20 protein-coding genes are annotated in these 20852 nt (G+C 46.1%); 9 read left to right on the forward strand and 11 right to left on the reverse strand.

Annotated features, from left to right (window positions below; translation table 11 throughout):
• Positions 1 to 544: 544 nt before the first annotated feature.
• The 4 genes from QUB30_RS05135 to pilM all read right to left on the reverse strand — a co-directional run bounded on the left by QUB30_RS05135 (position 545) and on the right by pilM (position 6453).
• A complete protein-coding gene (locus tag QUB30_RS05135) occupies positions 545 to 2938 on the reverse strand; it encodes an AMIN domain-containing protein (RefSeq protein WP_333330033.1) in 2394 nt (797 codons plus the stop codon).
• Between the two features lie 290 nt (positions 2939 to 3228).
• Positions 3229 to 4029, reverse strand: coding sequence for a pilus assembly protein PilO (locus QUB30_RS05140; RefSeq protein ID WP_333330036.1), 801 nt, complete (start codon positions 4027 to 4029; stop codon positions 3229 to 3231).
• Complete coding sequence (locus QUB30_RS05145) at positions 4026 to 4943, reverse strand: PilN domain-containing protein (protein ID WP_333330039.1); 918 nt, start codon at positions 4941 to 4943, stop codon at positions 4026 to 4028. Before QUB30_RS05145 ends, QUB30_RS05140 begins: the two co-directional genes overlap by 4 nt.
• A gap of 415 nt (positions 4944 to 5358) precedes the next feature.
• The gene (pilM, locus tag QUB30_RS05150; protein WP_333330042.1) at positions 5359 to 6453 is read right to left on the reverse strand and encodes a type IV pilus assembly protein PilM; all 1095 of its coding nucleotides are present in this window, start codon (positions 6451 to 6453) and stop codon (positions 5359 to 5361) included.
• 214 nt (positions 6454 to 6667) lie between these two features.
• On the opposite strand from pilM, the gene QUB30_RS05155 reads away from it, so the two are divergent.
• Positions 6668 to 6871, forward strand: coding sequence for a hypothetical protein (locus QUB30_RS05155; protein WP_333330045.1), 204 nt, complete (start codon positions 6668 to 6670; stop codon positions 6869 to 6871).
• Between the two features lie 29 nt (positions 6872 to 6900).
• Positions 6901 to 8184, forward strand: a complete 1284-nt coding sequence (locus QUB30_RS05160) for a sugar ABC transporter substrate-binding protein (RefSeq protein WP_333330048.1) — start codon at positions 6901 to 6903, stop codon at positions 8182 to 8184.
• Positions 8185 to 8233: 49 nt separating this feature from the next.
• Here QUB30_RS05160 and QUB30_RS05165 read toward each other — a convergent pair whose 3' ends face one another.
• Together QUB30_RS05165 and QUB30_RS05170 are read right to left on the reverse strand one after the other, a co-directional pair.
• Positions 8234 to 8665 carry a type II toxin-antitoxin system VapC family toxin gene (locus QUB30_RS05165; protein ID WP_333330051.1) on the reverse strand — a complete coding sequence of 144 codons (432 nt, stop codon included), beginning with the start codon at positions 8663 to 8665 and terminating at the stop codon, positions 8234 to 8236.
• Positions 8662 to 9279 (reverse strand): hypothetical protein, encoded by a 618-nt coding sequence (locus QUB30_RS05170; protein WP_333330053.1) that lies wholly within the window; start codon positions 9277 to 9279, stop codon positions 8662 to 8664. The genes QUB30_RS05165 and QUB30_RS05170 overlap by 4 nt, the downstream gene beginning before the upstream one ends.
• A gap of 270 nt (positions 9280 to 9549) precedes the next feature.
• Here QUB30_RS05170 and QUB30_RS05175 point away from each other — a divergent pair, with 270 nt between their 5' ends.
• Together QUB30_RS05175 and QUB30_RS05180 are read left to right on the forward strand one after the other, a co-directional pair.
• Positions 9550 to 9693: a hypothetical protein gene (locus tag QUB30_RS05175; RefSeq protein WP_333330056.1), complete on the forward strand. Its 144-nt coding sequence runs from the start codon at positions 9550 to 9552 to the stop codon at positions 9691 to 9693.
• 35 nt (positions 9694 to 9728) lie between these two features.
• Positions 9729 to 10304: a Uma2 family endonuclease gene (locus QUB30_RS05180; protein WP_190737295.1), complete on the forward strand. Its 576-nt coding sequence runs from the start codon at positions 9729 to 9731 to the stop codon at positions 10302 to 10304.
• Positions 10305 to 10418: 114 nt separating this feature from the next.
• Here the strand turns inward: QUB30_RS05180 and QUB30_RS05185 are convergent, their stop codons facing one another.
• The 3 genes from QUB30_RS05185 to QUB30_RS05195 form a co-directional block, all read right to left on the reverse strand.
• Positions 10419 to 10871 (reverse strand): Imm30 family immunity protein, encoded by a 453-nt coding sequence (locus QUB30_RS05185; RefSeq protein WP_333330158.1) that lies wholly within the window; start codon positions 10869 to 10871, stop codon positions 10419 to 10421.
• Positions 10872 to 11087: 216 nt separating this feature from the next.
• On the reverse strand, positions 11088 to 11267 hold the full coding sequence (locus QUB30_RS05190; protein WP_333330060.1) for a hypothetical protein: 180 nt from the start codon (positions 11265 to 11267) through the stop codon (positions 11088 to 11090).
• A 268-nt stretch (positions 11268 to 11535) separates the two neighbouring features.
• Positions 11536 to 12801, reverse strand: coding sequence for a folylpolyglutamate synthase/dihydrofolate synthase family protein (locus tag QUB30_RS05195; RefSeq protein ID WP_333330063.1), 1266 nt, complete (start codon positions 12799 to 12801; stop codon positions 11536 to 11538).
• A 58-nt stretch (positions 12802 to 12859) separates the two neighbouring features.
• On the opposite strand from QUB30_RS05195, the gene QUB30_RS05200 reads away from it, so the two are divergent.
• On the forward strand, positions 12860 to 13726 hold the full coding sequence (locus tag QUB30_RS05200) for an NgoPII family restriction endonuclease (protein WP_333330066.1): 867 nt from the start codon (positions 12860 to 12862) through the stop codon (positions 13724 to 13726).
• Between the two features lie 19 nt (positions 13727 to 13745).
• Positions 13746 to 14990: a DNA cytosine methyltransferase gene (locus QUB30_RS05205; protein WP_333330069.1), complete on the forward strand. Its 1245-nt coding sequence runs from the start codon at positions 13746 to 13748 to the stop codon at positions 14988 to 14990.
• Positions 14991 to 15019: 29 nt separating this feature from the next.
• Here the strand turns inward: QUB30_RS05205 and QUB30_RS05210 are convergent, their stop codons facing one another.
• Complete coding sequence (locus QUB30_RS05210) at positions 15020 to 16237, reverse strand: glycosyltransferase (RefSeq protein WP_333330072.1); 1218 nt, start codon at positions 16235 to 16237, stop codon at positions 15020 to 15022.
• A 111-nt stretch (positions 16238 to 16348) separates the two neighbouring features.
• On the reverse strand, positions 16349 to 17230 hold the full coding sequence (rsmI, locus tag QUB30_RS05215) for a 16S rRNA (cytidine(1402)-2'-O)-methyltransferase (protein WP_333330075.1): 882 nt from the start codon (positions 17228 to 17230) through the stop codon (positions 16349 to 16351).
• A gap of 69 nt (positions 17231 to 17299) precedes the next feature.
• On the opposite strand from rsmI, the gene QUB30_RS05220 reads away from it, so the two are divergent.
• The 3 genes from QUB30_RS05220 (at position 17300) to QUB30_RS05230 (ending at position 20644) form a co-directional block, all read left to right on the forward strand.
• Positions 17300 to 18157, forward strand: coding sequence for a PfkB family carbohydrate kinase (locus QUB30_RS05220; RefSeq protein ID WP_333330080.1), 858 nt, complete (start codon positions 17300 to 17302; stop codon positions 18155 to 18157).
• Positions 18158 to 18389: 232 nt separating this feature from the next.
• Complete coding sequence (locus QUB30_RS05225) at positions 18390 to 19514, forward strand: cupin-like domain-containing protein (protein WP_333330084.1); 1125 nt, start codon at positions 18390 to 18392, stop codon at positions 19512 to 19514.
• Positions 19515 to 19765: 251 nt separating this feature from the next.
• A complete protein-coding gene (locus QUB30_RS05230; RefSeq protein WP_333330087.1) occupies positions 19766 to 20644 on the forward strand; it encodes an inositol monophosphatase family protein in 879 nt (292 codons plus the stop codon).
• Positions 20645 to 20852: the final 208 nt, after the last annotated feature.

The raw sequence follows: 20852 nt of genomic DNA on the forward strand, positions 1-20852 counted from the left end.
AATACCAATTACTCTAGGGTAATTGGTCAGAAAAGGAATTTTTGTTTCTAATTGCTGAAAACCTCACAGCATCTAATTTTCACTGCATTATTCTAAAGTCTTGCCGACCGTTATGGATCGGTGGAACCTTTAATTTATATGGATTTGGACAATTTTTTTAATTAATCCCAAAATTTAGGTAAAAAAATACCACCTTGGAGAGAAGATTTCTCGCCTAGGTGGATTTGATGGCCGAAAAAAGGAGAAATAAAAGGAATAAAATGTCATTTGTCAAGGGCTAAAGGAAAAATTTTTCCTTCTTCCTTCTTCATTTCCCCCTCTTTCTTTCCCTCCGTGGGGTAGGGCTGTTTCATTCTTCCGAAACCCGCCAGGGACTTCAGTCCCTGTCTCATAGCTGAAGTCGGTTAAAACCGACTCAAATACTAATTTTTAGTTTTCTTTTAGAGGACTTTAGCTTTGAGGCAGGGGTTTCAACCCCTGTCGGACTGTCGGACTCAGGGGAAAGAGCTTGGAAAGTTGACATTAATGCCTTTTTCCTTCCTACCTACTGCCTCGGTTGGACGGGCTGACTGCGCTGCAACAGTTGGCGGGCGTCTGGACTGATATTGTTTTGGTAGCCAAAGTTCGATCGATCGCTGTCGTCCAAAATCTGCGGCGTCAGCAATACAATCAACTCCGCCCGCTGGTTGCTCTTAGTAGTGCGCCTGAACAGCGAACCGATAATCGGCAAATCTCCCAAAATCGGAATCTTGTTCGCTGTAACCCGTTCTTCATCGCGGATAATCCCCGAAACAATCAAAGTCTGACCGTCCCGCAGACGAATTAGCCCCGATTGCAACGATCGCTCGCCCAGCAGCCTGATAGTATTGGTGTTCGCGCCCGTGGCCAGTTCTTGCTCGCCGCCAGGTGTCCTGATAATCGGGTTCACCCGCAGAGAGACAAAGCCATTATCGTCAACCCGGTCGATCGCCACCCCCAACTGCAAACCAGCCCTGTCTTTGACAGCCGTCACGGTTTGGGTACTTGTATTTCCGGTAGTCTGCGTTTGCGACGTGATGTTAGTGATCACCTCATCAGTAATATTCACATTCGCAGTTTCTCCTTCTTGAACCACCAGAGTCGGATCTGTCAGGATTTTGGCATTCTGGCTCTGAATAGTGGCCTGCAACGCCGACAGGAACCTCCTGGGATATTGGAACAGCGGGAACAAGCCGAAGTCTGCTCTTCCCGAACTGGTTGCCGATCCAGGCTCGTAATCCGTAATTCCAACTCGCGTGGGGTCATTAGTAACTGGGGCTGTCGGCTCGAGGAACACACCTTTGGTGGGGGGGAGACCTGGACCTAGAGATTGACCTGTCAACGGCACGATACGCCGGCCGTTCGCATCGTAGAAAACATCCGGGGTTCCTAGGGGGTTGGGGACGATCGGTCGAGCATTTATGCCACCCGTGTCGCCAAACTGCCTGGCAGGAGGGGCGCTGCCGCCAAAATTGAGACTTGCTACTCCGCCGTCATTGACGAAGAAATTATTATTAATTCCGAAAGAGAAGCTGCTGCTAGTTCTGTTGTCTCCCAACAAGTTGATATCGATCACCTTGACGTTGACAGCTACTTGACGGCGGCGCAAATCTAGCTGCGTCAAGAAAGCTACGGCAATGTCAACTTTTCGCGGGTCGCCCACCAAAGTGATGGAATTGAGCCTCGCATCCGCCAGCACCGACAGTCCCCTCAACAATAGCGGCCCGTTGCCATCCCTAGCGCCGATCGCCTTAATGTCGGGTTCCCTAATTTCCACATCCCGCGCCGCATTTCCCTGGCCCACGGTTTGAATCGTCACCCGAGTAATCGGCAATTGAGTTTCCGCACCTTGAGCGCTCAAAAAGTTAGCTGCATCCGTAGACCGAACTTGATTGAGCCGCAGAGTCCGAACGATAATATTGCGGGAGTCGATCGGCAAGCTAGTCCCTACAAAAATCGTCCGCCCCTGGCGGTTAGCTTGCAGCCCGCTGATCCGCAGCACGTAGTTGAAAACATCTTGCACCGACTCATTTTCGATGTCCAAGGAAATCTTCGGCCCTTCATCGGAGCCGGCAGCTCCCGGTGCTGCCGCCGGTTGGCCGGGTTGACCGGGGGCCGCGCCGCCTGTAAAAGCGATATTCAGTCCCGCAGCGCGGGCCAGCAGAGCCAAAACGTCCCGGACTGGGGCATCCCGCAATACCAAGCGGGGGATGCGTTCTCCCGAACTCAGTTCAATATTTCCCACGCCGGGAGCGATGTTAGACACCGCGATATCTCCCAAGGGCGGAGCAACTGCCCGCGGCTGGAAAGGCGCAGCCTGATTTGTCTGGGATTGTATTTCGCTGGGGAGGGGCGGGCGATCGTTTCTGGTAACAGTAACTTCGGGATTTGGCAGCAGCACGCCTGGGTTTTGCGAGGTGCGGACTTGGGGAGCCGGCCGGGGAGCTGTTTGGCTCAGCGGCAGTCCCGGAGGCGGAGGAGGTGCAGTTTGAGCAGACTGTACTGTACCACCCTGTCCTGCAACGCTCAGGACGATGCTTTGGCCTTGTCCCGGAACAATTTGTCCGTTGGGAACTCCGTTGGTGCCCGCCACTACAACGCGGATGCTGTTAGCCTCTACCTGGCTGATTTCTACTGAAGAAATTCCCGGAGCGGGGTTATCTTGACGGAAGCTGTTGCCTTCGGGCAAGCGGAGCTGGGTGTTGATAATTGTGGCTTGGTAAGTATTGCCGTTATTGATGGCAAAAACTTGCGGGCGATCGCCCTTTTCGGTAGCCAGGACAATATTTACCCCATTATTGCCTTGACTTACTTGCACTCCTGTGACTTGAGTCGGCGCTGCCAAGATGGGGGCTTGGGCTACGAGAACTCCGGCCATGCTGCCCAAGAGTCCTCCACTTAACCGTAGATGCTGTTTCACGTTCTCTCCTCAACTACTTGTTATTTGTTGTTCGCAGTCTTTTGTCGCTAACTGCTAAACTGACTGAAAGATTCTCTAATCGAGCCTTTTTTGAAGGGAGAAGTTAGAATTAAATTCGGCAGAAACTATAATTTTTGATTGCCATCTAAAAGAACTTTTTTCTGGCCTTCATAATATTTTTTGATTCAACCTTGTATCTTCTACCTTCTACCTTCTACATAAGTTCCTTTTAGATAAGTGCTAAAAAAGCGACTTTTTGGGAACCCTAGCTAATATCCGCCCAAATACCGCTACTTCGCACCAGGACTCGGAGCCGGAGTTGGCGGCTTTTCTTCTTGCTTTAACGGCAGCAGTGCGTGCAAGTCAAAAGCAGTTTTAATTTTTGTTTGCGGCTGATCCACAGGGATTATTTTCCCTTTCAAGAAGTCAACTTGAAGTGCCTGAGTTGATACTAGCAATTCAGATTTCAAATTCCTCACTACTAACAGCGACTGCATTAACTCCAAGTTACGCATAAAATTGCGGGTTTGAGCGAAATTGCCTTCAAACTCTACCTTAAATTTTTTGCGTCTGAGCTTGCCAGCCAGGGACGGCCCGAAGGAGGTATCCCTGAGAATATCAGGGTCTAGAGTTCCCGGCGCGGCGGTTGCTGCTGCAGGCGGGATGTCCGGCTCAAATTTGGTAATTTTAGCCTTGAGGTCGTCCCCTTGCACGCCGGCGTTGATTCTATTAACCAGTTGGGTCATGTCAAGCAGCAGCGTGGTAACGCCCGCGTCGCTGGCAAACATTGCCGTCACGTTAGCCCGGCGCTGTTTTGCTTCTTCTTGCTTTGCTTCTGCTTCTGCCTCTTTTTGAATTAGAGATTTCAATTGCAGTTTCGTTTGCTCGCTTTCGGTAAGTTTTTGCGTGTATGCGTCGCTTTTTTGGAATTCAGGAAGTACGAACTGGTAGCCGAGGCCGCCGGCAATCAGGATCCCGAGAACCGCGATGCCGATTGCTTGGACTTGGGGTGTCAGCTTAATGCCGAATATTTCCTGACCCCCTGTCTCTTCTGCTTGTCCGCCGCTAGGAATAAACTGATTTGCTGTCATTGTTTTTTCACCTCTGGTTTTTGTGTTTCTAGCACTCCTTTTTCTTGAAGTGTTTCTATCCGTATTGCTAGCCCGTCTGCTTGCTTGCTGCGGAGCTCGGGGAGCAACTCGGAGGCTCCTGTCGGGCTGAGCGTCGTTTCAATTTTATATTCCACCACTGGCCGCAGTTTGGGAAGTTCTGCTGCTCCTGCGTTTGGGTTGCGCACTTGTAATTGTGTGGGGTTGTTTTTTAATGTAGCCGCTACCAGTCTGGTGTCGGTGTTGAGGAAGAAAGGAGAGCGCTGGACTAGCAGCATAAAGTCGTTAACTTGAGCAAAGGTACTGGCTATGCCTGAAATTTGTACTTTTGCTGCCTGCGGCGCGACGACAGGAGTGGGAGCTGCAACTGGGGTGGGGCTGGCTGGGGACGGACTCGCCCCCGGAGATGGACTCGCTCCCGGGGAGGCGGCGGGAGTTGCTGCGGGCGGGGGTGCTGCTGCGGCAACGGGGGAGGGACTGGGGTCGATTTGCTCGATTTTGGAAATTTGCACTCCGGCGGGAGTGCGGGCACTGAGGTCTTGCAGCATCGCCGACCAAGGTTTAATTTGGTCGAATACTCCGGCTAATGCTTTGTATTCGGCGGTAACTTTGTCGGTTTCGGCGTTGATGGCTTTGATGGCGTTGGCTTGAGTGTTTAACTTTGCCAGTTCTTTGTCGAGGGCTTCTTGTTTTGTGGTTTTGTCTTTATTTTCGTTAGTCACCCACAACCCGGCGCCCATGACTGCGGCGTTGATGCCCAAGGCAAACAGCAGCGCCCCAATTAAGGGGAGTTGGTCTTTGGCTCCACCGGAACTTTTTTTAGCTGAGCTTTTGGCTGCTGCGACGGGTTTGTAGTCCGGGCGGTCGTTGAGAAAATTAATATCTAGGCTGTACATGGCTTCACTCGATTTTATAGCAGAAGGAAGAAGGGAGAAGGCTTTAGTTATCGTCGCGAGAGAAGGAAGGAAGGCTTTAGTTATCTAGTAGGGAAGGAAGAATCAATCTTCCGCAAGGGTTTGGGAAATTAAGAACTTCCTCACCGTCTTGGCTGTTGCTAGAGATTTTAATTTGAAATTTTAGATTTTAGACACAGCGCAAGATTGCCGGTACAAGTGAAGGATTTATTTAGGGAAGAAAGAAACAACTTTCTGCCTTCTACTGAAGGAAGCGGCTGCTTCTACCTCCGATATTTTACCTTTTACCTTCTACCTTCTACCTCCAATATTCTACCTTCTGCCTTCTGCTTTCTTCTTTCGGAATGGGCTTTTACCTAAAATTCTCAAATCGGTTTTTCTATCAAAAACTGTTAGGTCACATTACCTCCCTCAGTCCTAAACCTAGGGCGACTCCTAAACCTGCTCGCTGTTCTGGGGTAATTTCTTCGGTGATTTCGAGTCCTAGGGTTTCTATGGGATCGACTTGAGATGCGGGCAAGCTTAATCTTTGCATAAAAAATTCGTCGAGTTTACCGATCGCAGCTCCAGGGCCTGCTAGCAGCAGTTGCGCTACTTCGAGTTCTTCGCTCTGGTTGAGGTAAAAGTCTACTGAGCGGCGCAGTTCGTCTGCTAGTTCTCCCAATACTTTAATCATCGCATTTGTGCCGGGATTGGCGTCTCCCGACGCGCCCATTGTATCTGTGACTGGCAGGGTCATGCCTTGCAGTTCGCTGGTGTCTCTGTTTGGCGGCAGGTTCATGGCTTGGTTGAGGGCGGTCTGGATTTGGTAGGTGCCGATCGGGATGGTACGGTTGAACTGAGGTATACCGTCCACTACTATAGCTAACTCGGTACTGTCAAATTCTATGTCGGTCAGGACGGCGGCTTCTTGGGAGGAAAATTGTTGCAGTTGTTCTTTGAGGGTGCGGATCAGGGCAAAGCTGGTCACTTCTAGCACGTCTATAATCAGTCCGGCTTCTTTGAAGGTTTCGATGTATGTGTCGGTAACTTCTCTGCGGGTTGCTACTAACACGACTTGCACTTTTTCTACGCCGTCGTCATCTACAAATAGGCCGATTTTTTGATAGTCTACGTCGGCGTCTTCTCTGGGAAACGGCAAGTACAGTCCTGCTTCTGCGTTCATGTAATCCCGCAGTTCTTCTTCGTTGAGCTCTGCGGGAACTGGGATGAGGCGGATGACGGCTTCGCGGCCGGGAATGGCTGTGGCTACTCGCTTGGCTTTGATTTTGTTTTCGGCGAGGACGGCACGTATTAGTTCTGCCATTCCCGGCGGATCGACTATTTGTCCTTCTTGTATATAGTCTTCTGGAACTTCTGTGGAGGCTAGGATGCCTAATTTTAATGCCTGGGCTTTCTTTTCGAGCTGAATGATGTTGATGCGGTCTGGGGCTATTTCGATCCCGATTCCTGGCTGGCGTTGGGAAAGTAGACCTTTGAAAAAGTTAACCATGTGATTGGGTCGCCGGTAATTGCTATTTTTTTATTTTGTAGTTGGCCAGCCTGATTCAGCGCGCAGGCGTGTTGGATGGTTGGTTTCCAACTGCCGAAAGAGTGCTGTCATCTCGGTATCCCGCCTTCTTCTGCGCAGATCCGTCTGTGTTGCGCGATCGCTAGTTCCGATTTTATGCTATCCAATTTACTTGACAATAGCTATTCTGCTGCGAATGTCAACAAATTCCAGCTCGATCGACCGAAAACCTGCCGATTCTGCACAAAAACCGACTCTCTCGATCGCGGTGCCCAGATACAAAACTCTGTTACTGACTCGATCGCGCTTGATTCGGGCGGCTACCCTACCCTACGGGAACCCCTACGGGGAACGGGAACCCCTGCGGGAAGATAGCTTCGCTTCACGCTTTTTTGTCTGACGGTTCCCATAACTCTCAAATTTTATTCTATGAAACGTAAATCTTGGCAACTGTTTGCTGTTTTTGGACTGGTGGGGCTGCTGCTGGCTGCGGTGGTGAGTTGCGGTAAGCCTGCTATTAATTCCCAGGCAAATAATACGCAGGAAATCGAGTTCTGGACTATGCAGCTTCAACCTCAGTTTACTGAGTATTTCAACAAGACGATCGCCGGTTTTGAAGCGGAAAATCCGGGGGTGAAGGTGCGCTGGGTGGACGTTCCTTGGTCGGCGATGGAAAGCAAGATTTTGGGGGCGGTTTCGGCCAAAACTGCGCCGGATGTGGTGAACCTAAATCCCGATTTTGCTTCGCTGTTGGCGGGACGCAATGCTTGGCTGGATTTGGACTCTCGGATACCGGAGCAAGTTCGATCGACCTATCTCCCGAATATCTGGAAAGCTGGCGTGCTCGACGGCAAGAGTTTTGGCATTCCTTGGTATCTCACGACTGGGGTGACAATTTACAATACGGAGTTGTTGAAGAAGGCTGGAATTGCTAAGCCTCCTGCTACTTATGCCGAGTTGGCAACTGTTGCCAAGCAGGTGAAAGATAAGACTGGTAAGTTTGCTTTTTTTGTGACTTTTGTGCCGGAAGATTCGGGGGAGGTTTTGCAATCTTTCGTGCAGATGGGTGTGCCTTTGGTTGACGCTAAAGGCAAGGCGGCTTTTAATACTGCTAAGGGGAAAGCTGTTTTTCAGTATTGGGTGGATTTGTACAAGAACGGACTTTTGCCGCAAGATGTTTTGGTGCAGGGACACCGCAGGGCGATCGAGCTTTATCAAGCTGGGGAAACTACTTTGTTAGCTTCGGGGCCTCAGTTTTTGAAAGCGATTTCTGAGAATGCTCCGAGTATTGGTGCTGTTTCGGCTGCTGCGCCTCAAATTACGGGGGAAACCGGCAAGAAGACTGTGGCGGTGATGAATTTGGTTGTGCCTCGCGACAGCAAGCGCCCTGATGATGCTGTCAAGTTTGCTCTGTACGTCACTAATTCTCAAAATCAGTTGGCTTTTGCTAAGGCTGCTAATGTTTTGCCTTCTACGGTTGAGGCTTTGCAGGACGGTTATTTTAAGAACGTTCCCGCTGATGCTGCTGCTGCCGATCGAGCTCGGGTTGTTAGTGCTTCTGGGTTGACTTCCGCCGAGCTATTGATTCCGCCTCTTTCGGATGTTAAGAAGCTGCAAAAGGCGATTTATGACAATTTGCAGGCGGCAATGTTAGGGGAGAAGTCGGTCGATCAAGCTGTGGCTGATGCCGCCCAAGTTTGGGATCAAAGGTAGTTTTTAATTGAAGCTGGGGCGGGATTTTTTTTGATCTCGCTCCTTGCTTTTAAGGTTGAATTGTCCAGTCTTCCTGCACTAAATCAGGGACTTGCGAAAAATCTCGGTTGTTGCGCGTAACGAGGATAGCATTATTAGCAAGTACAATAGCAGCAATCCGCAAATCTTGCGTGCCGATGCGTATTCTTTGACGGCGGAACTCTTTGTAAATAGTGCAAGCATTCTGGTCAAATTTCAGAATGTTGAGATTTTTGAAATCATCTAATGTATCCCATAACTTGGTGTAAGCCAATACTAATTTGTCCGCTTGCGAAGGTTCAGAAGCCTGTCTGATAACATTGAACCTGCCGCGAATTACTTCCTCTACGGTTACGATAGTTACAGCAAGGTTTTCTGCGTTAACCTCGACCCGCTGCACCATCATTGGATGATTCTTTCGCCAAAGGGAGAAACAATCCGTATCAAGTATGTATCGGCTCATTTGGTCTCAGCCGCAGCGTCAATTTGACTGTAATAAGCTTCGGTTTCTGCATCGAGTTCGCGGCGATATTCTTCTATGTGTGCCAATACCTCATCGTATTGCGGATCGTTTTCATCCTTACCAGCTAACCTCACCCAAGGATTGTTCGATCGACTAGAAGTGATTTTGACAGAGACGATTTCAGCTTCGGCTAGCTGGGCATTTACTAAATCGTGAAGGTTTTGCAGTGCTTGCGATCGCGTTTCGCCAAAAGCTTTACATTCGGGCCATCCCAGCAACGCTGCACTGACTGTTCTGTCTGATTCGTTTTTAATGATTATGTGAGCGGTTGAGCTGTCGAGTTCGCCCCCAAAGTTAGTGCGATCGGCTGCGCGAATGTCGCAGGTAGCGTTACCTGTTAAGAGTGTTTTTGTCTTGACTGTCTCCTTGGTGTTTTCCTGGCGCGACTTTTCTCTTTCTGCCCTGATAGACGCCTTCAGTGCTGCTGTATTGTTTTCCTGACGCTGCTTGATTGTGTTTCGCCTGAAAAGCTCGTCAAATAGTAAAGTTTGCTCTTGGGCTGGCAAAGCTTCTATATATTCAATTAGCGTTTGCACCGATATAAGGCTGCTCATAAACTTCTATCTCTAATTTTTTCTAAACTCACTTGTATTGTAACAAAAGTTGGGCATTGGGCCTTGGGCATTAGGCATTAATCTTTTTTGAGATCGCCCCTTGCTTTTTTCAGCCACTTGACCTATTATTAAATAATGGGAATCGGTGCCGCCATATATAAGCATATATAAGCTTTTAAGTTATTATCGAATGATGAAATTACCGCCTCTTCACAACGCGGAGTCGGAGGAGAACTCTGGATAAGTCAATCTGGACTACTTTACAGGTAAATGTTTGTCGATAAGAACGATCGCTCATCCCAGAAACCGGGTTTCTTTATCCCGTGCGATCGCCTTTCTCAATTCAGCTTGATTGATGATTTGCAGGAAGATAGCCTGAATTCCTCAAATATTCAGAAATTTGACTCGTGTTAAAATCAAAGCTCAGCTCAGAATAGGAGAAAATTCTTATGCCAGCGATGACACTCAAAGATTTAAACCAAGTTCAAACCCTTTTTTCCGAAGCGGGTTTAGATTACAAAATTGAACTAGAAGACGGGAGACTTTCAATTGTGGGGCCATCAGACATCGTATCCAGTGAAATCAGCAGTATTTTGATTCGCTTGCTGGGTAACTGGGTTTATCCCCGTCGCTTGGGAAGAGTCTTTGACTCCGCAGGCGGTTTCATCATGCCGGATACGAATGTCAAAGCACCGGATGTTTCTTTTGTGCGCGCCGCCCGCTTGCGCCAAAGTCCGCGTTATTTTGGAGAACTTGTCCCCGATTTGGTGGTTGAGATTAAATCTCAGAGCGATCGCATTAAGCTTATAGAAACCAAGGTTTTGAAGTTTATAGAATTGGGTGCGATCGTCGGAATTCTGATCGATCCTGATGAAGAAACAGTGACTATTTATCGCTCTACAGGTGAACCGACGGTTTTAGGAAATGGCGATATCTTAACAGTAGCAGAACTTTTTCCCGGTTGGGAATTGCCCGTTTCGGAATTGTGGCCTCCTATCTTTACTGAGGAAGAAACACAAGGTTAAAGAAAAAAGAGCGTGAAGCGAAGCTATCCCGAAGGGAATCGCCCACTCTACTCATCAAGGTTTTCCTTTATCGCGATCGCACTTCCAAATATTCATCAGCGGTGGAGATAAACGCTAATGAACTTGTCCAGCTAGCTCAATCGGTGAATCTTGATGCGTCAATCGATAGGCAGCACTTTCTTCCAGCAATTGTCGAATAAAATGGGGGCTGTCAGCGTTAATTGAATGTAACAGATTTCTATACAAGCGGCAGGCAACCTCATCATTCAAAATGCGACTGTGGAGTATTCTTGTCCAATCAGAGGCAACAACAATTAATTGTGGGATGACACGGATAAATGCTTGTAACTGCTGTTCCATTTCAAAAGATTCTAAAAAATGAATTAGGCTAAACATGACCTCCGGCTGTTGGCAGCGATCGTCTAAAATCAGATGTAAATCTGGTAAATGTTCACTCTCAGGATGCTTCGCGAATTCCGCTAAAGCATTTTCAAAAGCTGTTACTTCTTCCGCAGATCGCATTAATTTATTAGCGGCCAAAATGGTAATCCAGCTATTTTCCTTCATCACCTATTTACTCTCTTTTCAAAAACGCCCAACCAAGCTAACTTATTTGACTGGATAACTTGCTGTAAGCTGCGCCTAATTTGTGGCGTGTAAAGTCCCTGACAAGCGAATTTATTGATGGTACAAGCCTCCGGATTTATCCGTGGAATCAATCCCAAATCGAAAATCGAAAATCCTCAAGCCCCCGCATTTATCTCGCGCAAGTCAATCTAAAATCTAAAATCTAAAATCTAAAATCGATTGACGGCGATAAATTGCTCGCGCATCGCTAATTTCTCTAGCTAGTGCTTCCCTTGGTAACAAGCTGAGATTCGGAGATTGTCCGTAAGAGATAGTCTGGCGATGACGACCTCCTTTACCGGGCAAAGGGTGTTCCATCATTATAGCAATACCCATTTCTCTGCTGTAACCAAGAACCTTTGCTGCCATGAATCCATTAGAAGGAATGTGATGTGGTGTCAGATTATCGCCTCTTCGTCCAGCTTTAAGCAGGTCTCCGCAACATCCAACTGCGCCTTCCCCTGGGAGAAGTCTGTTTGTATAATTAGCTATTTCTATTCTCCTATTCGCTGCTAACGGACATGATATTACGACAACAAACCCAGTGTCTATGAAGCACCTCTTGCCAGTTTACCCGAACAATTCATCTTAAGGCAGGATGCGTTTAAGCTTGGGATTGTTGTTGTTGCAGAAAATAGCCGACGAGATAAAGCGAACCGCAAAGGATTGTTAGGTTGTCACCTGTAACAGCAGCATCTAAAGCTGTTGTTAAGTCGGGGAAGGCTTGACAGAGAGTTAATTCGGGGCAGATAATTTGAGCGAGGGCGGCTAATTCTGCGGGGGACGATGACTTTGGATCGGGTACGGGTACTAGGTAAAGTCGATCGCCCTTTTTGAGTAATTCTTTCAAAATATCGTCGCAGTCTTTGGTAGCCAGAATCCCAATTACCCAGTTAATCGGTGACGGGTGAGTGTTCAGGCGATCGACATATTCACGCAGTGCGATCGCTGCGGCGGGGTTGTGCGCGCCGTCAATTAATATATTGCGGTTTTTCCAAGTTGTCTGCTGGAGTCTTCCGGGCCATTGGGTTTTGGCTATACCGTTTTCGATGGCGGTTGGGGAAATTTGCCATCCTTGGTTTTGGAGAGTTTGCAAAGTTGCGATCGCAATTGCTGAATTCATTAGTTGAATTTTTCCCAGCAGCGGCAATTGATATTTTATTTTAACCGCATTTTGATTTAACTGATATTCTGCGAATCCTTGTCCTAAATCTATTGCTGGTTTTACCCAAGTTGCCGGACAGTCTAATTCTTGAATGCGTTTTTCTACTACTATTCTAGCTGATTCTGGCAATTCTCCGATAACTGCCGGACACTTTGATTTGAGAATTCCCGCTTTTTCCCCAGCAATATCTGCCACGGTGGGGCCGAGTATTTGCCAGTGTTCGAGACTGATAGAAGTGATGACGCTAGCCAGAGGTGTTTCGCAAACGTTAGTCGCGTCTAATCTACCGCCCAATCCCGTTTCTATGACTGCGATGTCTGTTTTTTGTTCGGCGAAATACAGCCAAGCTGCGGCGGTGATTATTTCAAATTGAGTGGGAGTTTCGGTGTTGTTTTGGGTGGCAGCGACAACTCGTTCTAGACACTGTTGCAATTCTGTTGGGGAAATCGCTTTTTGGTTGATGCAAATTCTTTCTGTCCAATCGATTAAGTGCGGGGATGTGTAGCGCCCGACTCGATAGCCTGCTTCTGTTAGTACGGAAGAGAGATAAGCGCAAACGGAACCTTTACCGTTTGTGCCGGCAATGTGGATAATGGGTACTTGTTGGTGGGGGTTGTCTAGTTTTTGGAGAAGTTGGTGAATTCTTTCTAAGCCGAGGTGGACGCCGAAGTGTTGGTAGGATTGGAGGATGGAACTTGCATTCATTAAGGATATCTGCTATGATTAGGCCGGGTTAAATGAGGGCTTCTAATTTTTATAACAGATGACGAATATACTGCAAGCGATCGCTACAATTATTAATAATCCTATACCTGACTTACTCAGCTATTATAAAAACCAAAGCAATAATAGAATTAATGCTCTGGGTGATGCCCTCCAATATTTTGTCAAGGATGCTTTTGCCAATACTATACATGAACCGGAACTCAGCAATAAATTTGAAAAGTACAGTGAACTATTTTCTTGGAGTGGCAATCAGAATAATCCTCCAGATTTAATTATCAGAAATGGCGATGCTATAGAAGTCAAGAAAATACAAATTTCCAGCCCTCAGATTCCATTAAATAGTTCCTACCCCAAATCAAAATTGTTTTCTAACAATCCACAAATTGCCTCAGCTTGTCGTAATTGTGAAACATGGACAGAGAAAGATATTGTGTATGCAATTGGAGTCACCAGTGCCGACAAGACAAAACAAACTCTGAAAAGGCTATGGCTTATTTATGGTGACTGCTATGCTGCTAGTAAAGAATATTATGAACGGATTAGAGATCAAATAGCTACTGGGATTAATGCAATTCCCGATGTCGAATTTAGCAAAACAAGAGAACTAGGGAGAGTGAATAAAGTAGACCCATTAGGTATAACTTACTTAAGAATTCGAGGAATGTGGGGCATAAATAATCCTGCGATAGTTTTTAATTATATAAATACAGGAGACGACCCCCAGACAAATTTTCAGATAATAGCCATAATGAAGGAAAGTAAATATTCTTCTTTTCCACGTGACAGCAGAACAATGATCGAATCTATATCACTTCCAGGATTTAATATTAATACTCAGCGGATTAAATGTCCCGATAATCCTGTAAACCTTATACCTGCTAAAATTATTACTTACAATATCTAACACTAAAGGTAAAAGCCTTATGAATATCATATCTCTGTTTGCAGGCTGTGGCGGGTTGGATTTGGGTTTTCGACAAGCAGGATTTAATATTGTTTGGGCGAATGAGCACGATCGCACTATTTGGGATACTTATGAATATAACCATCCTGGCACTCCACTAGACAAGAGAGATATTAGAAACATTAAATCTGAGGAAATACCCAACTGCATAGGGATAATAGGTGGACCACCTTGCCAAAGCTGGAGTGAGGCAGGCGCTCAAAGAGGTATTAATGACTGTCGGGGTCAGCTATTCTACGACTACATTAGAATTGTACAAGAAAAACAACCCTTATTTTTTCTTGCTGAAAATGTGAGTGGCATATTAGCAGCAAAGCACAAACAGGCTTTCGCTAATATCTTATCGCAGTTTAAAGATATAGGATATCAAATTACATACAAATTACTGAATGCTAAAGACTTTGAAGTTCCTCAAGATCGTGAAAGAGTAATCATCATTGGCTACCATGAAAAAATGAATGCTTTTTTTGAGTTTCCCGAAGCGAGAAGTAAAATTTTAAGTCTTAGGGATGTTATCGAGGATTTGGCATCTATAGAACCCTTAAAAATTACATATAAGGAGGCATCAAAAGACTCTCACCTTAAAGTTCCCAACCATGAATATCTAGATACGGGATTTTCTAGTATGTATATGTCCCGAAATAGAGTCAGGAGTTGGTCCGAACCTTCTTTTACAATCCAGGCCAGTGGCAGACACGCACCTCTTCACCCTCAATCTAGCAAAATGATTGTCGTTGGCAAAGACAAACGCATTTTCGACCCTAATTCGCCTGTGCCTTACCGCAGGCTTTCTGTGAGAGAATGTGCGAGAATACAGACGTTCCCGGATGACTTTCTTTTGAAGTATCAAAATATTATTGATGGCTACAAGATGGTTGGAAATGCCGTGCCTGTTAATTTAGCGCGGGTACTAGCAAGCAAAATACATGAAGATATTAAAGAATATCAAAAATCGGGTTTGAGGAGAATTAAAAATCAGGCTGAATATCCGATTCAGTTAAGTTTATTAGGCTCTGAATGGGAAATTACCGCTGAGGGAAAGAAAAAACATTTTGCCAAAATAAATAATCAAAAACATCACACTTCTAGTTTTGGCAAGCATTCCAATGAAACTGAATGTCCACTCCAGTTAAATTTACTAGGATCTGAATGGGAATTCACGTCTGACGTAGAAAGTAAATTTCTGGCAAAATCAAAATCTTAGGGTGCGTTGACTCAGGCTATTTTGATATGTTATTTGAATTTTGTTAACTCGCCGAGATTGTGCTGAATCGCATTTATCCCGCGAATATGAGACAAGGGAGAACCTCCGTACAAAAAGCTGTTCAAACTAACTTGATAATTTTGTTGAACTGCTAAATCCAGCCACAAATTGTTAATCGCATCTCCGGGCTTGTAGTCGGGAATGTTGTGCTGATAGTAAGGAAAACTGTCTATACAAGTATTGAAAAAGTTCTTGCGTCCGCAATGCTTTAAATACTGATATCGCGGTTTGAATTCTGTTTGATTTTCCAATACTGTATATATAGTATCTGCGAGAGATTCCGGGTCAAATTTGGCGTAAAGACCCGCACCTTCGGGGAAAACTGGCGAGTTTCCTCTGGCGTATTGGTTGAATTCTTCAAAACAAATTACTGGTACGTTGCAACTCATTGCTTCGGTAATGCCCCGGTTTTTTCCTTCGAGGAGGGAACCGAGGACGAATGCTTGCGCCCGCGAATAATATGTGGGTATTTCGCTGTAGTAGTCAACTCTCGGCACTAAGTTAATGTAGTCAAAGGGATTGGTTAAAATTGTCTCGATTTGCCGCCATTCGTTTAAAGCGTATTCATCGAGTCCTTGCATGGTTTTAGCATCAAAGTCGTGTCCGGTGACTACTGTTAATTTTATCGGTTTTTGCGGATATTTTTGGCGGTAAACTTTTAAGGCTTTGGCTATGATTGGCAAGTTTTTTTCTTCGGAGAGTCGGGCGACGGCGAGGAGGTCGATGTCTTTTGCGAGGACGTTGCGCGGGGAAATTAAGTATTCGTTGATGAAGTCGGTGTCTTGCAGTGGTATGATTGGTTTGTGAGCGCGATCGGGATAAGTTTCGCGAAACCATTTATCCCGCTGCGGGTTTTTGTATAAACTCGAATAGGCGTCAGCTATGGGGGCCCAGGAATAGGAGATTCCGGGGGAATAGGTGAAGGAGAAAAATACTGAGGAAAGTTGGGGAAATAGTTTGTTGATGAGTTCGACTGCTTCGCTGAAATAAATTCCTTTGATGAAACGCCCTTCGTAAAACAGCGGGGGAAGCAAGACGTAGAAACTGACGGTATCGAAGCGGTGGGGTTGGTCTTCAAATATCTCCCAGCTAAAGGCGTCTAAGTCTGCATAGATTTCGGCGATTGGTTTGTTGATGTGGGGGTTTCGTAAATATGGCTTTTGTCGATCGTAGTTTCCGCGTACCATAGAAGTTTTTTGGTATTATTGTATAGCAATGTTATTTGTTTTGTGAACAAGATTTTTTTTTATGAACCGCAGAGGGCACAGAGGGCGCAGAGGAGAAGAGAAGAGAGTTCTTCACAATTCATCTAAGGGTTGTTCTAGTGATTCATTGTCGCCAATTGTGAGGGCGAGTTGGTAGATTTGGCGGCGGGGGAGGGATGTTTGTTGCGCTAGCTGGCGGCTGGCTTGGGAACGACTTATGCCTTCTGCAATTAATGTTTGCAATTCTGCTTTGATGGCGTCTTCGGAAAATATTGGTGCGGCTGTTTGGATACCGGCTATTACGAGGGTAAATTCTCCCTGGGGTTCGCGATTGGTGTAAAGCTCGATCGCACTTTCCATACTACCACGCCAAAACTCTTCGTGCATTTTAGTTAACTCTCTCGCCAGCACAATCTGTCTGTCGCTTCCCAAAGTATTTGCTAAATCTTGTAAAGTTTGCCGCAATCGGTGGGGAGATTCGTATAATATTATAGTGCGGGATTCTATTTGCAAAGCTTCTAAACTTTGTTGGCGTTCTTGGCCTTTCACGGGTAAGAAACCTTCAAATACAAATCTTTCTGTGGGTAATCCTGATGCAGTTATGCCAACAATGCAGGCGGTAGGGCCGGGAATCGGAATAATGTTAATATTAGCATCGGCGCAAGCTTTGACTAACTCGTATCCGGGGTCAGAAATCCCAGGCATTCCGGCATCTGTGACGAGGGCGATATCTTTGCCTAAATGCAGTTTGTCGATGAGTTCGGGAAGTCGCTGGTGTTGGTTGTGCTCGTGATAGCTGATTTGGGGGGTTTTGATTTGAAAATGGTGCAAGAGTTTGCCTGTATGGCGGGTATCTTCGGCGGCGATGAAGTCTACTGCTTGCAAGATTCGGATGGCGCGAAAGGTCATGTCTTCCAGGTTGCCGATCGGGGTTCCGACGATGTAAAGTTTACCTGTATTGGGATTTGGCTGCATTTGGATATTTTTTATTTTAACCGCAGATAAAGCACGGGCGGGACGCCCATGCCACATATTTAAGAACTTATGAAAACGGGATTGTTTTTGGGATTGGCGACTTTAGATTTAGTTTATTTGGCCCAGAAGCCTCCGGGTGAAAATCAGAAAGTTGTTGCTTCTGATTGTACCATTGCTGCGGGCGGGCCGGCGGCCAATGCTGCGGTGACTTTTAGCTATTTGGGGAATGCGGCGGTATGGGCTGGTGTTTTGGGCACTCACGCGATCGCCCAATTAATTCGTGCAGACTTAGCGGAGTATAATGTCAGGATAATTGATTGGGAACCCGGGCGATCGCACTCGCCGCCAGTTTCCTCGATTATTGTAACTGAAGCAACGGGCGATCGATCTGTAATTTCCATCAATGCTACGAAATCGCAAGTTGACAGTCAAACAATTAACCCGGATATTTTAACATCAGTTAGTATTGTACTGGTTGACGGACATCAAATCGCAGCCAGCAAAGAAATTGCTCAACTTGCCAAGTCAAAAAACATTCCCATTGTCCTCGACGGTGGCAGTTGGAAACCCGGATTAGAGGAAATATTGCCTTTCGTTGAATGGGCGGTATGTTCCGATAATTTTCATCCGCCCGACTGCGACAATTCAGAACAAGTCTTTGCTTACCTTTCAGCAGCCGGAATTTCCCATATTGCCATCACTCGCGGCGAAAAATTAATTTCATACCTCAGCAATGGCAGTTACGGCACTATAGAAGTACCTCAAATTCAAGCCACAGACACTTTAGGGGCTGGCGACATCTTTCACGGAGCTTTCTGTCACTATATTTTGCAAAATAACTTTACAGATACTCTCACGGCAGCCACTAAAATCGCTTCCGATTCTTGCAAAAGCTTCGGAACTCGCGCCTGGATGAATAAGGGTTAATTTTAATTTAAAATTAACCAAAGTATCCGGTTAAAACCGATCAAAGCTAGAAAACTTGAACTAGGAACACTTGCTGAGTTAAAATCCTGACAGCAACCTCGAAAAAATTTGTGAACTTCCCTCTTCTCTTCCTTCGCGCCCTTAGCGCCTTCGCGGTTCGTTAACAAAATTGCTATATTAGTAAGACAAGTTAAAGTCACACAAAACACTCCCAAAACAACATACTCGAATCATGTCTGACACCCAACCCCTAAGTATCACCCTTCCCCCTTTGCGGATTACCCTAACAGAACAACAGCAAGTTAACCTAGAATGGCTGACACAAAACTTGCCCAATCTACTCACCCCAAGCAAACAAGAAGTCCCCGACAATATGAAACAGTGGGTGGCGGCAAACAAATTATTAAATCAACCCGACGCAGAAATCATTCAAGCGCTAATAAGTACCGGCATAGATGCGGAAACAGCCACCGCAGAAGTTAGGGAAATCTCATCTCATCCCTACTTTCAAGCAGGCAGCCATTACGTGCAGTTATTGCAGAAATTAGAATCGCATCTCAGAATTAACAATCAATTAGCTGCATTGTCTTCCAAGTTTGGCACAATCGAACGCAAAAGCAGTCTTTCCCGAGAGTATTTTCTCGAAAATTACTACGCCAAAAATACTCCCGTAATTATTACCAACATCATGCACAACTGGAAAGCATTGCAGTTGTGGACGCCGGAGTATTTGCAGCAAAAATACGGCGATGCAGAGGTACAAATTCAAGCCAACCGCAACTCAGACCCTAATTACGAAATCAAGATTGAAAATCACAAAAAAATTGTTTTGTTCCGCAAATATGTAGAGATGGTGGTCAAGGGCGGGCCTAGCAACGACTACTACATGGTTGCTAACAACCAAACTCTGGAAAGAGAGGAATTTAAACCGCTATTTAACGACATTGAAATATTCCCAGAATACCTAAACCCAACGGATACAAAAGGCAGAGTTTTCTTTTGGTTCGGCCCGAAAGGCACGATTACACCGCTGCACCACGACCCAGTTAATTTAATTTTAGCGCAAGTGTCGGGCCGCAAACTAATTAAATTGATTTCTCCGCAGCAAACACCTCTGCTGTACAATCATGTCGGCGTTTTCAGCAAAGTTGACGGCGAAAATCCCGATTATGACAAATACCCGCTTTACAGAGATGCAAAAATTATTGAAGTGATTTTGGAACCGGGAGAAGCTATCTTTATTCCTGTCGGTTGGTGGCATCATGTAAAATCCTTGGAAGTTAGTATTTCGGTTTCGTTTACTAATTTTGTGTTTCCCAATTATTATGAATGGAAATATCCTCATATTAATTGGTAATCTCTCGTTACTATGCTCTGCCTGGTAACGCATATCTAGAGGCTCTGCCTCCGATTCTACTAATAGGAAAAGGAAAGCTCTGCGCCTGATTTTGCCAACAGGAAGAAGGAGGCAGAGCCTCCGAATAGGCATTCCCATGCTCTGCCTGGGAACGAGTAAATGTATAGTTCCCAGGGGCGGGCACGGGGGCACCGCCCCTACAGAAATCTGCGTTAATCGGCGTTTATCTGCGGTTCAAAAAAAAGAAATTCATGAAAACTCTCGAAGAAATCAGCGAAATTGCCCGATCGATCGCCTGGAGTGCATCAGATATCCTACAATCCTACTATCGCCAGGACTCCAACACTCCTAACCTCGACATCCAAGAGAAAAAAGATGGCCCCGTCACCGCCGCCGATGTCGCTGTCAATTCTTACATTCTCGACGAATTGCAATCGGCTTTAGGAAATGCAGAATTTGGCTATCTCAGCGAGGAAACTTACAAATCTTATTTAAAAACCAACGGTCAAATTCCCTTACCTCAAAGTTGGGTTTGGATTATTGACCCTTTGGATGGAACGCGAGATTTTATTGACAGGACAGGGGAATTTGCCGTTCACATTGCTTTAGCATTCGAGGGAAGACCGATATTAGCAGTGGTGGCTTGGCCCGAACAGCAAAAAATTTATTACGCGGTACAAAATGCTGGCGCTTTTATGGAAAATCGGGGCGGTTCTGCGGTAAAATTGCAGGTTTCTGCGCGAAATATAGTGGCAGATTTATCTATAGTAACCAGCCGCACTCACCGAGACGATCGCTTTAATCAATTGTTACAAAAACTGCCTTGTCAAAATCAAATAGCTGTCGGCAGTATCGGCTGTAAAATTGCGACAATTGTGGAACAAAAAGCGGATGTTTATATTGCGCTTTCGGGAAAGTCTGCGCCCAAAGATTGGGATTTAGCGGCACCGGAATTAATTTTGACGGAAGCGGGCGGCCGATTTACTCGTTTTGACGGTTCTGCTTTGCAATATAACCGGGGAGATGTGAGTCAGTGGGGGGGATTGTTGGCGAGTAACGGTTGCTGTCACGCTGCTTTGTGCGGGCAAGCTGAGGGGATTTTAGGGGGGATAGATGCGAATTTGAAGTAAGTCCGCGCGTGCGAAGCTATCCTCTAGGGAATCGCCCGTAAAGATGGTAACGAATAAGTTTTAGGGGCGGGTTTACGAGATAATTGCCTAACAATTATCTCTAAAACCCGCCCCCACCCTTGCCCGAAAGTCCGCCAGGGTTGAAACGAACGGCGGAACCCGATCGCAGATATCTATCAAAAATCCCGCTCTTAATATTTCAGTATCA

This window comes from Microcoleus sp. BROC3, assembly GCF_036702515.1.
Taxonomy (GTDB): Bacteria; Cyanobacteriota; Cyanobacteriia; order Cyanobacteriales; family Microcoleaceae; genus Microcoleus.

Excerpts from the sequence above, each read along its gene's own strand:
- QUB30_RS05140 (WP_333330036.1), bottom strand. The coding sequence starts at position 4,029 with ATGACAGCAAATCAGTTTATTCCTAGCGGCGGACAAGCAGAAGAGACA.
- QUB30_RS05145 (WP_333330039.1), bottom strand. The coding sequence starts at position 4,943 with ATGTACAGCCTAGATATTAATTTTCTCAACGACCGCCCGGACTACAAA.
- pilM (WP_333330042.1), bottom strand. The coding sequence starts at position 6,453 with ATGGTTAACTTTTTCAAAGGTCTACTTTCCCAACGCCAGCCAGGAATC.
- QUB30_RS05155 (WP_333330045.1), top strand. The coding sequence starts at position 6,668 with ATGTCAACAAATTCCAGCTCGATCGACCGAAAACCTGCCGATTCTGCA.
- QUB30_RS05160 (WP_333330048.1), top strand. The coding sequence starts at position 6,901 with ATGAAACGTAAATCTTGGCAACTGTTTGCTGTTTTTGGACTGGTGGGG.
- QUB30_RS05165 (WP_333330051.1), bottom strand. The coding sequence starts at position 8,665 with ATGAGCCGATACATACTTGATACGGATTGTTTCTCCCTTTGGCGAAAG.
- QUB30_RS05170 (WP_333330053.1), bottom strand. The coding sequence starts at position 9,279 with ATGAGCAGCCTTATATCGGTGCAAACGCTAATTGAATATATAGAAGCT.
- QUB30_RS05175 (WP_333330056.1), top strand. The coding sequence starts at position 9,550 with ATGTTTGTCGATAAGAACGATCGCTCATCCCAGAAACCGGGTTTCTTT.
- QUB30_RS05180 (WP_190737295.1), top strand. The coding sequence starts at position 9,729 with ATGCCAGCGATGACACTCAAAGATTTAAACCAAGTTCAAACCCTTTTT.
- QUB30_RS05185 (WP_333330158.1), bottom strand. The coding sequence starts at position 10,871 with ATGAAGGAAAATAGCTGGATTACCATTTTGGCCGCTAATAAATTAATG.
- QUB30_RS05190 (WP_333330060.1), bottom strand. The coding sequence starts at position 11,267 with ATGGGTATTGCTATAATGATGGAACACCCTTTGCCCGGTAAAGGAGGT.
- QUB30_RS05195 (WP_333330063.1), bottom strand. The coding sequence starts at position 12,801 with ATGAATGCAAGTTCCATCCTCCAATCCTACCAACACTTCGGCGTCCAC.
- QUB30_RS05200 (WP_333330066.1), top strand. The coding sequence starts at position 12,860 with ATGACGAATATACTGCAAGCGATCGCTACAATTATTAATAATCCTATA.
- QUB30_RS05205 (WP_333330069.1), top strand. The coding sequence starts at position 13,746 with ATGAATATCATATCTCTGTTTGCAGGCTGTGGCGGGTTGGATTTGGGT.
- QUB30_RS05210 (WP_333330072.1), bottom strand. The coding sequence starts at position 16,237 with ATGGTACGCGGAAACTACGATCGACAAAAGCCATATTTACGAAACCCC.
- rsmI (WP_333330075.1), bottom strand. The coding sequence starts at position 17,230 with ATGCAGCCAAATCCCAATACAGGTAAACTTTACATCGTCGGAACCCCG.
- QUB30_RS05220 (WP_333330080.1), top strand. The coding sequence starts at position 17,300 with ATGAAAACGGGATTGTTTTTGGGATTGGCGACTTTAGATTTAGTTTAT.
- QUB30_RS05225 (WP_333330084.1), top strand. The coding sequence starts at position 18,390 with ATGTCTGACACCCAACCCCTAAGTATCACCCTTCCCCCTTTGCGGATT.
- QUB30_RS05230 (WP_333330087.1), top strand. The coding sequence starts at position 19,766 with ATGAAAACTCTCGAAGAAATCAGCGAAATTGCCCGATCGATCGCCTGG.